Origin of the sequence: Streptomyces sp. NPDC026672 (genome assembly GCF_040638185.1) — a bacterium.
Lineage (GTDB): Bacteria > Actinomycetota > Actinomycetes > Streptomycetales > Streptomycetaceae > Streptomyces.
Window position 1 is genome coordinate 153204 of sequence record NZ_JBEZXS010000008.1, and the last position, 13352, is coordinate 166555.

The following is a 13352-nucleotide window of genomic DNA, read 5'->3' on the forward strand; positions in this document are numbered from 1 at the left end:
TGCCCCGGCAGGCGACGTCTGTCCGTCGGGAGTGCGTGCCGGGCGTCGCGACGGGGCGAACGTCGCCTGTCGGGGCACTAGCCTGGGCGCATGCCGATGCAGCCCTGGTTCCGCGACGCCAAGCTGGGCATCTTCGTCCACTGGGGGATCTACGCGGTGGACGGAGTGCCGGAGTCCTGGTCGTTCTACACCGGCCAGGTGCCGCACGAGCGGTACATGAGACAGCTGGACGGCTTCACGGCCGCGCGCTACGACCCGGGCGCCTGGGCCGCCCTGTTCGCGCGGGCGGGCGCCCGGTACGCGGTGCTGACCGCCCGGCACCACGACGGGGTCGCCCTGTGGGACACCGCCCACGGGGAGCTGGGCGTGGTCGGGCGCACCCCGGCGGGCCGGGACCTGGTCGCCGGGTACGCCGGGGCCCTGCGCGAACGGGGCCTCAGGGTGGGCCTGTACTACTCGCACTCCGACTGGAACCACCCCGACTACGCGAGCGTGCGGCACCCCGCGCCGGACGGGATGGCGTCCGGTCCGTACTCCCAGGCGGCGCCGGGCACCGAGGATCCCGTCGCCTGGGCGCGCTACCTCGGCTACCGGGACGGCCAGGTCGGTGAGCTGGTCGAGATGTTCCGCCCCGACCTGCTGTGGTTCGACGGCGAGTGGGAGCGCACGGAGGAGCAGTGGGGTCTGGGGAGGCTGGCCGGGCTGATCCTCGCGGGCAACCCGGAGACGGTCCTCAACGCGCGGATGCTGAGCCACGGCGACTACGCCACCCCGGAGCAGGGGGTGCCGCTGACACCCCCCGACGGGCCGTGGGAGCTGTGTCTGACCGTCAACGACTCGTGGGGGTTCCAGCACGGCGACCGGAATCACAAGTCGGTGCGGCAGTTGGTGCGGTACTTCGCGGAGACCGTCGGGGCGGGCGGCAATCTGCTGCTCGGCGTCGGCCCGCGCGAGGACGGCACGGTCCCGCGCGCGCAGGCGGAGCGCCTGGAGGGGCTGGGCGCGTGGATCGCGCGGCACGCGGAGGCGGTGTACGGGACGGTGGCGGGGCTGCCGCCGGGCCACCACTACGGCCCGAGCACGCTCTCCGCCGACCGGCGCACCCTCTATCTGACGTGCTTCGACGCCCCCCGTGAGACGGTGTCCGTGCGTGGTCTGCGCAACCGGATCCGCCGGGTGACCGTCCTCGGCACGGGCAGGGAACTGGGCCACCGGGTGACGGGCGGTCTGCACGAGGTCCCCGGCGTCACCTGGATCGACGCCCCACCCCCGTCCGACGTGGACGCGTACGCCACGGTCCTGGCGGTCGACCTGGACGGCGAACTGGACCTCTACCGGGGCACGGGACGCGTCTGAACCGGGCGGCGGACGGCGCGTCGGCGTCAGGCGCCCTCCGCGAGGATCTCGGCGACCGTCGTGACCCGGATCAGGGGCCGGTACAGGTCCAGCAGGTGGAGGGCCTTGGCGTGGGAGTCGTCGTCGGCGCCCGCGCAGGCGTCCGCGGCGATCAGGACCTCGGTCCCGGCGTCGGCGGCGGCCAGGGCCGTGGACAGCACACAGCAGTCGGTGCTGACCCCGGCCAGGACGAGCCGGCCGTCCGGTCCGACGCGCTCGGCGAGCCGCGGGGTCCACTTGCCGAACGTCGGGGCGTCCAGCACCTCCCCGGTGCCGTCGCCGAACTCCTCGGCCAGTTCCCAGAGTTCGGCTTCCGGCGGTCGCAGGGCGAAGGGCCAGCGCGCGTAGTAGGCCCGCCAGGCGCCGGTGGGCCGCGGCGGGGCCACGAAGCGGGTGAGGACCGTACGGTCGCCGAAGGCAGGAAGCAGCCGGCGCACGCCCGCCGCCGCCTCGGCGAAACGCGGGGCGGCCCAGGGGCTCCCCGAGTCGGCGAAGACGCGCTGCATGTCGATGACGGCGAGCAGGCCGTGGGCGGACGTCACGCGCCGAGCACCTCCTCGTCCGCGGCCCGGCCCCGCGCCCGGCTCTCCTGCGCGCGGACCCGCCCCCGCCCGAGGGCGAACGTGCCGAGCAGACCGATCAGCAGGGCGGCGAGGACACCTAGGTTGGCGTACGCCCAGGCGCCGGACCTGCCGCCCAGGCCGAGGGGTCCGAGGAGATAGCCCTGCCAGGTGAGCCAGTTCGCGGCGGTGTTGGTGACCAGGCCCCAGCCGACGCCGGTCGCGGCGAGGGTGAGCAGCAGGGGCACGGCCGGTACGTCGCCGTAGCGGCCGTGCGGCCGGTAGAGGTCGTCCTCGTCGTAGTCGCGCCGGCGCAGGGCGAGGTCGGCGAGCACGATGCCGCACCAGGCGGCGATGGGCACGCCGAGCGTGGTGAGGAAGCCCATGAACTGGCCGAGGAAGTCGTCGGCGAAGAAGACGATGTAGACCGAGCCGGCGATCATCAGGACGCCGTCGACGAGCGCGGCCAGATAGCGGGGCACGGGCAGTCCGGCGGAGAGCAGGGCGAGCCCGGAGGAGTAGATGTCGAGGACGGCGCCGCCGACGAGGCCGAGCACCGCGACCACGGCGAACGGGACGAGGAACCACGTGGGCAGGAGGGTGGTGAGGGCGCCGATGGGGTCGGCGGCGACGGCCTTGTCCAGCGTCTCGGAGGAGCCGGCGAGCAGCAGCCCGAAGACCAGCAGGAGCAGCGGGGCGGCGGAGGCGCCGGCGGTGGTCCAGCCGATCACGCCCCGCCCCGAGGAGGAGCGGGGCAGGTAACGGGAGTAGTCGGCGGCGGCGTTGACCCAGCCGAGGCCGAAGCCGGTCATCATGAAGACGAGGGCGCCGATGAACTCCTGGGCGGAGCCGCCGGGCACGGCGCTGACGGTGCTCCAGTGGACGTGGTCGGCGACGAGGACGACGTAGACGAGGGTGAGGACGCCGGTCACGACGGTGATCACGGTCTGCAGCCGCATGATCAGGTCGAAGCCCATGACGCCGCCGGCCACGGTCAGCGCGCACACCACGACGAGGGCGACGACCTCGGTCCCGGTGCCGCCGCCCCAGCCGAGCCGGGTGAAGACGGTCGCGGTGGCCATGGTGGCGAGGGCGGTCAGGACGGTCTCCCAGCCGACGGTGAGCACCCAGGACACGACGGCGGGGAGCCGGTTGCCGCGCACCCCGTAGGCGGCGCGGCTGAGCACCATCGTGGGCGCGGAGCCGCGTTTGCCGGCCACGGCGACGAAGCCGCACAGCAGGAACGAGGCGACGATGCCGAGCACGCCGGCGACGAGCGCCTGCCAGAAGGAGATGCCGAAGCCGAGCGCGAAGGCGCCGTAGCTGAGGCCCAGGACGGAGACGTTCGCCCCGAACCAGGGCCAGAAGAGGGATCGCGGGGTGCCCTTGCGTTCGGCGTCGCCGATCACGTCGAGGCCGTGCGTCTCGACCTGGAGCTGTCTGCCCGTGTCCCTGCTGCCCGTTGCTGCGCTGCCCGCCATCGCCGACCCCTGTCCGGAAGTGTTCCGTGGAAGCTACCCGCGACCGGGTCCGCGCTCCCCTCGGACGGAGCAACGCCGACTTGACACACGATCTTCCGCCTCACCACTCTATGCTCATGAAATCCATTTCCAATAGGGGTGGCTAGCCGATGCGTGTGGCCTTCGTCGGAAAGGGCGGCAGCGGCAAGACGACCCTGTCGGCCCTCTTCTCCCGTCATCTGGCGCGTTCGGGAGCGCCGGTCGTCGCGATCGACGGCGACATCAACCAGCACCTCGCCCATGCGCTGGGGCTCGGCGAGGACGAATCCCTCGCCGTGCCGCCGCTCGGCGCGCGCACGGCCGAGATCAAGGACTATCTGCGGGGCAGCAATCCGCGCATCCCGTCCCCGGACGCGATGGTCAAGACGACCCCGGCGGGGCGCGGCTCACGGCTGCTGCGTCCGCTCGGGGACGACGAGATCCACTCCCGGCACGTCCAGGAGGTCGGCGGGGTGCCGCTGATGGCCACCGGGGCGTTCGGCGAGAGCGATCTCGGGGTGGCCTGCTACCACTCCAAGCTCGGCGCGGTCGAGCTGTACCTCAACCATCTCGTGGACGGGCCGGGGGAGTACGTCGTCGTCGACATGACGGCGGGCGCCGACGCCTTCGCGTCGGGGCTGTTCACCCGGTTCGACATGACCTTCCTGGTGGTCGAGCCGACCCTCAGGAGCCTGTCCGTGTACCGGCAGTACCGCGACCACGCCGCCGGGTTCGGCGTCCCGGTCGCCGTGGTGGGCAACAAGGTCACCGGCGAGGACGACCTCGCCTTCCTGCGCGAGCACGTCGGCGCCGACCTGCTCGCCCACTGCGCGCTGTCGCCGTTCGTCCGCGCGCAGGAACAGGGCCGCGACCGGGGCGAGCTGGAGCCGCACAACCTGCGGACCCTGGACCGGCTGCGGGCCGCCGTCGACGTACGGCAGAAGGACTGGACCGCGTTCCAGCGGCACGCCGTCGAGTTCCATCTGCGCAACGCCTCGGCCTGGGCGAACGACGCCACGGGCCGGGACCTCGCCGAACAGGTCGACCCCGGCTTCGCACACGGCCCGGCGGCCCTGGCCGCCCTCGTGTGACCCCTCACCACCCCTCACCATCCGTACAGCAGAGAGGAAAACCCTTCATGTCCCTCGACGTCTCCCCGCAGTTGCTCGCCGAGGCCGAGAACGGCCCCGTGCGGGAGGAGGACTTCGTGGAAACGGTCCGCGTCTCCCTCCCGTACGCCTACGACCTCGTCGCCCGGCTGGCGGGTGAACTGCGCGCGGGTGAAGCGGAGTTCGCCGACAACCAGACCCCGCCGCCCTCGGAGAAGGAGCGCGGGCAGCTGCTGCGGGCGCTGTCCAGCGACGCCATCCGGGGCAGCCTGGAGCGGCACTTCGGGGTCGCGCTCGCCTTCCAGAACTGCCACCGGGTGGCGGTCTTCCCGCCCGAGGCCCGGGGCGGCGCCGTGCACACCCGGTTCACCTCGCCGCGCGCCCAGCTCCTCAACCAGTCGCCGGAGCTGCGGGACTGCTGAACCGGCCCGGCCCCGGGGGGCGTTCAGCCCCGGACGAGTTCGGCGAAGCGCGCGGCGCCCACGTTGCCGCCGGACAGGACGACGCCCACCCTGCGCGGCAGCGCCTCGACACGGTGGGCGAGCAGGGCGGCGAGGCCGCTGGCGCCGCTCGGTTCGAGGACGATCTTCAGTCGTTCGAACGCGAACCGCATCGCGTCCCGGATCTGATCGTCGCTCACCAGTGAGATGCCGTCCACGAGCCGTCGGTTGACGGAGAAGGTGAGTTCGCCGGGGATGTCGGCGGCCTGGCCGTCGGCGATGGTCCGCGGCACGGGGATCGACACCCGGTGGCCCGCCGCGAGGGAGCGCCGGGTGTCGTCGCCCGCCTCGGGCTCGACGCCGACGACCCGGACCCCGGGGAGCAGCCCCTTGGCGGCGGTGGCGCTGCCCGCGATCAGCCCGCCGCCGCCGACCGGCACCACGAGCGCGTCCAGCTCCCCCGCCTCCTCGACGAGTTCGAGGGCGGCCGTGCCCTGTCCCGCGATGACGTGCGGGTGTTCGTAGGGCGGTACGAGGGTCAGACCGCGCTCGGCGGCCAGGGCCTCGCCGATGGCGACACGGTCGCCGGTGTAGCGGTCGTAGGTGACGATCTCCGCGCCGTAGCCGGCGGTCGCCTCCAGCTTGGAGCGCGGGGTGTCCTCGGGCATGACGATCACGGCGGTGGTGCCCAGCTCGCGCGCGCTCAGGGCGACCGCCTGGGCGTGGTTGCCCGACGAGTAGGCCGCGATGCCCTTGGCGAGCTGCTCGGCGGAGAGCCGGGAGGCGGTGTTGTAGGCGCCGCGGAACTTGAAGGCGCCGATGCGCTGGAAGTTCTCGCACTTGAGGAAGACCTCGGCGCCGACGAGTTCGTCCAGGGTGCGCGAGCGCAGCACGGGGGTGCGGTGGGCGACGCCCTTGATCTGTGCCGCGGCGTCCTGGACGTCCCGCAGGGTGACGGGCGGGGTGTCGGACATGCGTGTGCTCCGTTCCGGGCGCCGCGGACGCCCTGCGCTCTTCCACCGGGGACTGTCTGGAATTATTGTCTACCCGATGGACCGAAAGTCCAGCCCCTCAAATCCAGCCCCCTCCTCGGGAAGGCAGCCGATGACGCAGGAGACGACGGACCCGGCCGGTGCGGCGGCGCGGCGCGAGCAGGACGCGGTCCTGGCCGCCCTCGCCCCGCTGGTCGACGGGATCGCCGCGACGCTCGGCTCGTTCTGCGAGGTCGTGGTCCACGACTTCCGCCGGCCCGAGCGGTCGGTCGTCGCCCTCGCCGGGTCCGTCACCGGCCGCGGCACCGGCGGATCGATGAGCGAGATCGGGATGCGGCTGCTGGCGCGCGGCGACGAGGCGCGCGACGAGCTGAACTACCTCACCCGCACCCAGGACGGGAAGCTGGTCAAGTCGTCCACGATGGTGCTGCGCGACACCCGGGGCACGGTGTTCGGGGCGCTGTGCGTCAACCTCGACGTGACCGCGGTGCACCGGGTCCACGATCTCGTCGGCGAGCTGGCCGGGGTCGCCACGGCCGCGGCGCCGACGACGACCTTCGGCGACGACGTCGGCGCGGTGCTCGACTCCCTCGTGGACACCCACGAACTGCGCCGGAACAGGCCCTGGGCGCAGCTCACGCGCGAGGAACGGCTGGAGCTGGTGCGCGACCTCGACCGGCGGGGCGTGTTCGCGGTGCGCGGCTCGGTGCGGCAGGTCGCCGCGCGGCTCGGCATCTCACGGGCGTCGGCGTACAACTACCTGTCCGCCACCCGGGGCGAGGCCGGGCGCGCGGGCTGACGGGCCCGCCCGCCGGGCCCGCCCCGGCGTGCGTCATCCTGGCCGGGTGAGCGGTCCGAGGAGAGGCGTGCGGTGAGCACCGGAAGCTACTACGAACGTGTCGGCGACGACCGGTACAAGCCCACCCCGCACGCGGGCGGCGCCTGGGACCCGGACGAGCTGCACTTCAGCCCGCTCGGCGGTCTCGTCGCGCACGTCCTCGACCGGTCGCGCGCGCAGCGCCGGGACGACGGACTCGTCCTGGCCCGGATCGGCTACGACATCCTGGGGCGGCTCGCGCTCGACGAGTGCGAGATCCGGGTGGAGACGGTCCGGCCCGGCCGCACGATCGAACTCCTCGAAGCCGTCGTGCTGGTGGCGGACCGGCCGGTGGTGCGCGCCCGCGCCTGGTTCCTGGCCGCCGCCGACACCTCGGCCGTCGCGGGCGGCGCCGGCGACCCGCTGCCCTCCCCCGGCTCCCTCGCGCCGTGGCGGATGTCCGAGCTGTGGCCCGGCGGCTACATCGCGTCCCTCGACGTCCGCCCCGTCGCGCCGCCGCGTCCGGGCCGTACGACCGCCTGGGTGGCGACGCCCCTCGACCTGGTGGCGGGCGAGACGGTGGGCCCGCTCGCGTCGTTCCTCGCGCTCGTCGACACGGCCAACGGCATCGCGGTGCGCGAGTCGCCCGAGGCGTGGATGTTCCCCAACGTCGACCTCACCGTCCATCTGCACCGCACGCCCGGGGGCCGCTGGACGGGTCTCGACACCACGGTCGCCTTCGGGCCGACCGGTCAGGGACTCACCAGCACGGTCCTGCACGACGTGCACGGTCCCGTGGGCACGGCCCAGCAGATCCTGACGGTACGGCCCCTGTAGGCCGCGTCACCGACTGTGGGCGGCGTCTACCGGCCGGGCGCGGGGACGACGGCCACCGGGCAGCCCGCGTCCCGCAGCAGGGAGCGGCGCAGCGCCTCCCACGCCATGCGCCGCCGGCCGCGCGCCGCGAGGACGACGAGCTGGGCGTGCGCGCTGGCCACGGTGACCGTGCGCCCGAACCGTCCCGGGACCGGGTGGTCGTGCACGGTGACGCCTGGGTGGGCCGCGCGCAGGTCGTGGAGCATCCCGGCGAGGACGTGCGGGTGCAGCGCCGTCAGGTCGGCGCCGCGGGCCGCCGCCTCGGCGAAGGCGAACTCGGCCGCCTCCCGCATCCCCGGTGAGCCGTCTCCTGCCAGGACGACCGTGCCGCCCGGCTCGGGCCGCCCGCGGACCACCAGGACCGGGCAGCGCGCGTGCGTGCTCAGGTGCCCGGCGACCGAGCCCTTGTGCGGGTGTTCGGGGCAGCGACCGCCGACGACGGCCAGCGACGCGTCGGACGACTCCGTCTCCAGCACCGGCCCGGGGTCGCCGATGAGGACGTCCTGCGCGACGTCCAGGTGCGGGGCGACCTGCCGGGCCCGGCGCTCCGCCTCGGTGAGGATCGCGCTCACCCGCTCGCGCACCGCGCGGCCCGCCGGGTCCCAGGCGGCGGCGCCCGCCGACCAGCCCATCGCGTGGACCAGCCTGAGGGCCGTATCGCGCCGGTCGGCCTCGCGCGCCGCCGCCTCGACCACCCCGCGGTCCGACGCCGAGCCGTCCACTCCCACCACGACGGGACCCTTCATGGCGTCCTCCCCTCCCGGTCGTGCCCGACGGCCGTACGGCACGGCCCGGGCACCTCCACCGTGCGCCCGCCGACCGCTTGCCCACAGGGGCCGAAGAGGTCCCGGGAGCGCGCCGTACGGCCCTGGACCGGGGGACGGAGGGGGCGCAGCCTGGAAGGCGGAGGGGACTCGTCCAGGAGGTGATCACGATGCGGGCCAAGCGGTGGACCGTACAGATCTTCATCACGGAGGAGGGCGACGACACGCGGGCGCGTGCCGTCCTCACCACGCACGACACGACGGCGCTCAGCGGGCTGGGCACCGCCCGGCGCAGCCCCGCCGACCCGGCGGTCCCGGAGATCGGCGACGAACTGGCCGCGGGCCGGGCGCTGGAAGCGCTGGCGCTCAGGCTGCGCGACGCGGCCACCGAGGACCTCGCCTGGACGACCGGTCCTTCCCCGCGGCGGTGACCCCGCTGCCCGGCGGCGCGGCGCCTCACCGGTACGGCACCACCGCCACCGGGCAGCCCACGTGGTGGATCGCGGCGTGCGGGACCGCGCCGAGACGCGCGGCGCGCCGGTGGTCGGGGACACGATGCCCGACGACCAGGAGGCCCGCACCGGTCGCCGCGCGCACCAGGACGTTGGCGGGCCGGTCCTCGACCACGGTCTCGACGGTCTCCACCCCGGGGTACTTCTCCCGCCAGAGCCGCAGCGAGGACCGCAGCAGGTCCAGGCGCTCCGGTACGTCGCCGGGCACGCGCCGGGTGTGCACGGCGCGCAGCCGGGCGCGGCGCAGACGGGCCGCCTCGAAGGCGAACCGCGTGACCTCGTCGCGGGGCCGGCCGGGGTCGAGGCCGAGCACCACGTCCCGGTGGCCGGTGTCCGTGGCCGGGCCACCGCCCTCGGCCGGGAGGCGTTCGTCGGCGGCGTCCTCGCCCGCGCGGACGAGGACGACGGGCCGCTCGGCCCGTGCCGACACGGCGAGCGCGACCGAGCCCACGAGGAACCCGGTGAAACCGCTCAGCCCGCGTGAGCCGAGGACGAGGAGTTCGGCGTCGCGGGCACGGGCCAGCAGGACGGCGGGGGCGGGTCCGTCGGTCTGCTCCTCCAGGAGCCGGACGCCGGGCCCTTCGGCACGGACGCGCTCCTCGGCGCGGCGCAGGACGCCCCCGGCCCGCTGACGTGCCGCGGCGGCGGCGAGGTCGCCGTCGCGCGGGCCCGGGGCGTCGCGGGCGTGCACGAGCCGCAGCGGCAGCTCCCTGCGGGCGGCCTCCCGCGCCGCCCACGCGGCGGCGGCCAGGCTCTCGGCGGATCCGTCGACTCCGGCGACGACGAACGGCTGCATGGGACGGTACCTCCGGTGCTGTACGGGTCTTCCGCCACCACGGTCGCGGGGCGGGCGGGGCCCGGCGAGGGGCCACCGGGGCCGCGCGCGGGCCGACCGGCCCGGCGCGCGGCGCCGCCGGGGGTCAGCCGGGCAGCGCCAGGCGGACGGTCTCCCCCGGCGGCACACGCACCGAGCGGTCCGGCAGCCGGATGTCGACGGGCGGCAGATCGGAGTCGGGCACGGCCACGGCCAGCAGCCCGTGCTCCAGGCGAACCCGTACGCCCCAGTGGCCCCGGTAGTGGAACGAGAAGCCGTACGAGGAGAGTCCGGGCAGCGGCACGGGGTCGAGCCACAGGGCGCCGTCCCGGGTCTCCAGGCCGGTCAGGCCCCGCTGGACGAGGTCGAGGGTGCCGCCCATGGCGCCGAGGTGGATGCCCTCGCCCGTGGTGCCGCCCTGGAGGTCGGCGATGTCGCCCCGCAGGGCCTCCTGGACGAAGGTCCAGGCGTCCGAGCGGCGGGCGCGGGCGAGGACCCAGCCGTGCACGAGGCCGCTGAGCGTGGAGCCGTGGCTGGTGCGGCGCAGGTAGTGGTCGACGGTGCGCCGCCAGGTCTCCTCGTCGAGCCGGTGGCCCAGCCGGTGGAAGAGGGCGCGCAGTTCGGCCGGGGAGAAGAGGTAGCCGAGCATGAGCACGTCGGCCTGTTTGGACGCCCGGTAGCGGTTGACGGTGTCGCCCTCCGCCTCCAGGATCCGGTCGAGACGGCGGATGTCCTCGTAGCGCTCGCGGTAGGCGTCCCAGTCGAGTTCGGCGAGGGCGCCGTAGCCGTCGAACTGGCTGATGACACCGTCGTGGAAGGGGAGGTGGAGGGTGCGGGACACCTCCTCCCAGCGGTCGGGCTCCGCGGCGTCCAGGCCGATGCTCTCGGTGAGTTCGCGGCGGCGCGGCTCGGGCAGGAGGCGCAGCAGGGCGAGGGCGCGGGTGAGGACCCAGGCGGCGGTGACGTTGGTGTAGGCGTTGTCGTCGACGCCGGGTCCGCTCGCGCCGGGGTAGGCGTCGTGGTACTCGTCGGGGCCGACCACGCCGCGCAGGCGGTGGCGGCCGAGGTGGTCGTCGTAGGTGGCGGAGTCGGCCCAGAAGCGGGCGACCTCCAGCAGGATCTCGGCGCCCTCGGTGTGCAGGAACTCGGTGTCGCCGCTCGCCTCGCAGTAGCGCCACACGTTGTACGCGACCGCCGAGCCGACGTGCCACTGGAGCCGTGAGTGGTCCGGCAGCCAGTGCCCGGAACGGGGGTTGAGATGCAGTGCCTGTGTCTCCTCGCGTCCGTCGCTGCCGCTCTGCCAGGGGTAGCGGGCGCCGCGTCTGCCGAGCGCGCGGGCGGCGGCGCGGGCCTGGTCGAGCCGGCGGTGCCGGTAGCGCAGCAGGGCGCGGGAGACCTCGGGGAAGTGCAGGTCGAGGTAGGGCAGGACGAACAGTTCGTCCCAGAAGACATGGCCGCGGTACGCCTCGCCGTGCAGTCCGCGCGCGGGGACGCCGACGTCCAGGTCCGCGGTGTGCGGGGAGAGGGTCTGAAGGACGTGGAAGAGGTGCAGCCGCAGGATGTGGCCGGCCTCGCCGGGGACGTCCAGTTCGGCGCGGCGCCACAGCTGTTCCCAGGCGGTGCGGTGGCTCTCGCACAACGCGTCGAAGCCGGGCGCGCCGCGGGCCCGGTCGACGGCGGCGCGCAGCGGGTCGCTGATCGCGGGGTCGCGGGAGGTGTGCACGGCGACGGTCTTGTCGACGGCGACCGTGCGGCCGGGGGTGAGGGTCAGGCGCAGGTGCTGGACGGCGCGGCTCTCCTCGTGCGGGTCGGCGACGGGCGCGTCGGCGGTGAGCCGGGCGGCCGTGCCGACGCCGATGTCGGAGGTGCGGGTGCGGCAGTGCAGCCAGACGGTGTCCGCTCCGGCGCTGCCGGTGCGCACCCCGGTGAGGTGGCGGCCGTCGAGGTCGCGGTAGCGGGCCACGCCGGAGTTGGTGACGCCGGCGTCGAGCGCGGCCTCGACGAGCAGGTCGCCCACGAAGCCCTCGGCGGTGAACTCGGTGCGCAGGGCGGCGAGATGGGGGTCGGCCATGTGCACGAGCCGCACCTGCCGCACGAACAGGACGCGTTCGGCGCCGAATCCGTAGCGGGTACGGCGTTCCAGGAGGCCGGAGTCGAGGTGCAGGACCTGGTGGTGGTCGAGGACCGTGGCGGTGTCGGGGGTGAGCCAGTCCTCGCCGTCGAGCCGGAAGCGCAGGGGCAGCCAGTTGGTGAGGTTGACCATGTCCTCGTTCTCGAGCCGGTGGCCGGCCACCACGGAGGTGAGCCGGTCGTAGCAGCCGGCCGCGTAGGTGCCCGGGTGGTGGACGTCGTCGGCGGCGCACTCGGGGAGCGCGCCCCGGGTGGCGAGGTAGCCGTTGCCCAGGGTGCACAGCGACTCCCTGAGGCGTTCCCGTGCCGGGTCGTAGCCGTCGTACTCCCAGGTCCAGCCCGTCACGGTGGCGGTCCCCCTTCGGTCTCGGCGCCGTGTCGCAGCAGTGTGACCCGGTGCGCGGGCCGGGCGGCGCGGTCCACGCCGGGGGACGTGGTGATCTCACCGTGTCGGCCCGCGCGGGACGGGGTCAGACCGGTTCGGGGACGACGGCCACGGGGCAGTCGGCGTGGTGGAGCAGGGTGTGGGCGATCCGGCCGAGCTGGAGTCCGAAGCGGCCGTCGCGGCGGCGGGCGCCGACGACCACGAGGTCCGCGGCGGCCGAGCGGCGCAGCAGGACCCGGCGGGGCGTGCCCTCGACCGTGGTGCGGCGCACCCGGACGCCCGGGTGGTCGGCCATGGCCTCCCGCAGCAGGGTGTCGAGTTCGGCGGAGGCGCGTTCCTCGGGGCGGACGGCGGGTTCGGCGGCGCCCTCGTGGGCGGGGTGGCGCCAGGCGCGCACGGCGTCGAGGACGCTCTTGCGGGCGGCGGCCTCGCGGAAGGCGAACCGTACGGCCTCCCGGCAGGTGTCCGGGTCGCCGGCGCCGAGCAGGACCCGTTCGTGGGAGCCGGCGAGGGCCTGCGGATCGCCGCGGACCACGATCACGGGGCAGCGGGCGCGGGCGGCGACCGCCAGTCCGACCGAGCCGAGGAGGAGTTCCTTGAGTCCGCCGCGGCCGCGCGAGCCGGTCACCACGGCGGTGGCCTCGTCGCCCTCGCGCAGGAGGGCGTCGGCGGCCTCCTCGGGGACGATGCCGGTGGACACCGGTACGGCGGGTTCGCGTCTGTGGGCGCGTTCGGCCGCGGAGGCCACGACGTGCTCGGCCATGACGCGTTCGGAGGGGCGGTCGAGGCTGTCCGTGGGGACGCCGGTCTCGTAGCGTTCCCACAGGGAGGCGTGCACCAGCCGCAGGGGCAGTCCGTGGCGGGCGGCCTCGTCCACCGCCCAGTCGACCGCCCGCAGGCTCGCGTCCGATCCGTCGACGCCCACGACCAGGGGGAGTGTCATCGCTCCCACCGCCTTTCGTCGGGCTGTTCGGTGGTTCCCCCTCCAGCGTGGCACCGTGCCGGTCCCGTCACGAGGGCCGGTCCGGCCCCGGCACGGGGACGACCGGCCCTCCCCGG

13 protein-coding genes are annotated in these 13352 nt (G+C 74.8%); 6 read left to right on the forward strand and 7 right to left on the reverse strand.

Features of this window, described 5'->3' with window-relative positions; genetic code table 11:
- Positions 1 to 90 precede the first annotated feature (90 nt).
- Complete coding sequence (locus AB0F77_RS11995; RefSeq protein WP_361945498.1) at positions 91 to 1356, forward strand: alpha-L-fucosidase; 1266 nt, start codon at positions 91 to 93, stop codon at positions 1354 to 1356.
- A gap of 26 nt (positions 1357 to 1382) precedes the next feature.
- Here AB0F77_RS11995 and AB0F77_RS12000 read toward each other — a convergent pair whose 3' ends face one another.
- Positions 1383 to 1937 carry an isochorismatase family protein gene (locus AB0F77_RS12000; protein ID WP_361945501.1) on the reverse strand — a complete coding sequence of 185 codons (555 nt, stop codon included), beginning with the start codon at positions 1935 to 1937 and terminating at the stop codon, positions 1383 to 1385.
- A complete protein-coding gene (locus tag AB0F77_RS12005; protein WP_361945504.1) occupies positions 1934 to 3436 on the reverse strand; it encodes a cytosine permease in 1503 nt (500 codons plus the stop codon). Before AB0F77_RS12005 ends, AB0F77_RS12000 begins: the two co-directional genes overlap by 4 nt.
- A gap of 149 nt (positions 3437 to 3585) precedes the next feature.
- On the opposite strand from AB0F77_RS12005, the gene AB0F77_RS12010 reads away from it, so the two are divergent.
- Positions 3586 to 4545 (forward strand): ATP-binding protein, encoded by a 960-nt coding sequence (locus AB0F77_RS12010; protein WP_361945507.1) that lies wholly within the window; start codon positions 3586 to 3588, stop codon positions 4543 to 4545.
- 47 nt (positions 4546 to 4592) lie between these two features.
- Positions 4593 to 4985, forward strand: coding sequence for an SCO5389 family protein (locus AB0F77_RS12015; RefSeq protein ID WP_361945510.1), 393 nt, complete (start codon positions 4593 to 4595; stop codon positions 4983 to 4985).
- Between the two features lie 23 nt (positions 4986 to 5008).
- On the opposite strand, the gene AB0F77_RS12020 is transcribed toward AB0F77_RS12015, so the two are convergent.
- On the reverse strand, positions 5009 to 5977 hold the full coding sequence (locus AB0F77_RS12020; RefSeq protein WP_361945513.1) for a threo-3-hydroxy-L-aspartate ammonia-lyase: 969 nt from the start codon (positions 5975 to 5977) through the stop codon (positions 5009 to 5011).
- 130 nt (positions 5978 to 6107) lie between these two features.
- On the opposite strand from AB0F77_RS12020, the gene AB0F77_RS12025 reads away from it, so the two are divergent.
- Together AB0F77_RS12025 and AB0F77_RS12030 are read left to right on the forward strand one after the other, a co-directional pair.
- A complete protein-coding gene (locus AB0F77_RS12025) occupies positions 6108 to 6794 on the forward strand; it encodes a helix-turn-helix transcriptional regulator (RefSeq protein ID WP_361945515.1) in 687 nt (228 codons plus the stop codon).
- Between the two features lie 72 nt (positions 6795 to 6866).
- Positions 6867 to 7649 (forward strand): thioesterase family protein, encoded by a 783-nt coding sequence (locus tag AB0F77_RS12030; RefSeq protein ID WP_361945518.1) that lies wholly within the window; start codon positions 6867 to 6869, stop codon positions 7647 to 7649.
- Between the two features lie 26 nt (positions 7650 to 7675).
- Here AB0F77_RS12030 and AB0F77_RS12035 read toward each other — a convergent pair whose 3' ends face one another.
- Positions 7676 to 8434: a universal stress protein gene (locus tag AB0F77_RS12035; RefSeq protein ID WP_361945521.1), complete on the reverse strand. Its 759-nt coding sequence runs from the start codon at positions 8432 to 8434 to the stop codon at positions 7676 to 7678.
- Between the two features lie 188 nt (positions 8435 to 8622).
- On the opposite strand from AB0F77_RS12035, the gene AB0F77_RS12040 reads away from it, so the two are divergent.
- Entirely contained in the window at positions 8623 to 8883 is a 261-nt protein-coding gene (locus tag AB0F77_RS12040) for a DUF1876 domain-containing protein (protein ID WP_361945524.1), read from the forward strand.
- Positions 8884 to 8908: 25 nt separating this feature from the next.
- Here the strand turns inward: AB0F77_RS12040 and AB0F77_RS12045 are convergent, their stop codons facing one another.
- The 3 genes from AB0F77_RS12045 to AB0F77_RS12055 all read right to left on the reverse strand — a co-directional run bounded on the left by AB0F77_RS12045 (position 8909) and on the right by AB0F77_RS12055 (position 13236).
- Positions 8909 to 9760, reverse strand: a complete 852-nt coding sequence (locus AB0F77_RS12045; protein WP_361945527.1) for a universal stress protein — start codon at positions 9758 to 9760, stop codon at positions 8909 to 8911.
- A 124-nt stretch (positions 9761 to 9884) separates the two neighbouring features.
- Complete coding sequence (locus tag AB0F77_RS12050) at positions 9885 to 12254, reverse strand: glycosyl hydrolase family 65 protein (RefSeq protein ID WP_361945530.1); 2370 nt, start codon at positions 12252 to 12254, stop codon at positions 9885 to 9887.
- 124 nt (positions 12255 to 12378) lie between these two features.
- Complete coding sequence (locus AB0F77_RS12055) at positions 12379 to 13236, reverse strand: universal stress protein (RefSeq protein WP_361945533.1); 858 nt, start codon at positions 13234 to 13236, stop codon at positions 12379 to 12381.
- Positions 13237 to 13352 lie beyond the last annotated feature (116 nt).

What these genes read in the sequence shown, in the direction of transcription:
- AB0F77_RS11995 (WP_361945498.1), top strand. Translation starts at nt 91, where the DNA reads ATGCCGATGCAGCCCTGGTTCCGCGACGCCAAGCTGGGCATCTTCGTC.
- AB0F77_RS12005 (WP_361945504.1), bottom strand. Translation starts at nt 3,436, where the DNA reads ATGGCGGGCAGCGCAGCAACGGGCAGCAGGGACACGGGCAGACAGCTC.
- AB0F77_RS12010 (WP_361945507.1), top strand. Translation starts at nt 3,586, where the DNA reads ATGCGTGTGGCCTTCGTCGGAAAGGGCGGCAGCGGCAAGACGACCCTG.
- AB0F77_RS12015 (WP_361945510.1), top strand. Translation starts at nt 4,593, where the DNA reads ATGTCCCTCGACGTCTCCCCGCAGTTGCTCGCCGAGGCCGAGAACGGC.
- AB0F77_RS12020 (WP_361945513.1), bottom strand. Translation starts at nt 5,977, where the DNA reads ATGTCCGACACCCCGCCCGTCACCCTGCGGGACGTCCAGGACGCCGCG.
- AB0F77_RS12025 (WP_361945515.1), top strand. Translation starts at nt 6,108, where the DNA reads ATGACGCAGGAGACGACGGACCCGGCCGGTGCGGCGGCGCGGCGCGAG.
- AB0F77_RS12035 (WP_361945521.1), bottom strand. Translation starts at nt 8,434, where the DNA reads ATGAAGGGTCCCGTCGTGGTGGGAGTGGACGGCTCGGCGTCGGACCGC.
- AB0F77_RS12040 (WP_361945524.1), top strand. Translation starts at nt 8,623, where the DNA reads ATGCGGGCCAAGCGGTGGACCGTACAGATCTTCATCACGGAGGAGGGC.
- AB0F77_RS12045 (WP_361945527.1), bottom strand. Translation starts at nt 9,760, where the DNA reads ATGCAGCCGTTCGTCGTCGCCGGAGTCGACGGATCCGCCGAGAGCCTG.
- AB0F77_RS12055 (WP_361945533.1), bottom strand. Translation starts at nt 13,236, where the DNA reads ATGACACTCCCCCTGGTCGTGGGCGTCGACGGATCGGACGCGAGCCTG.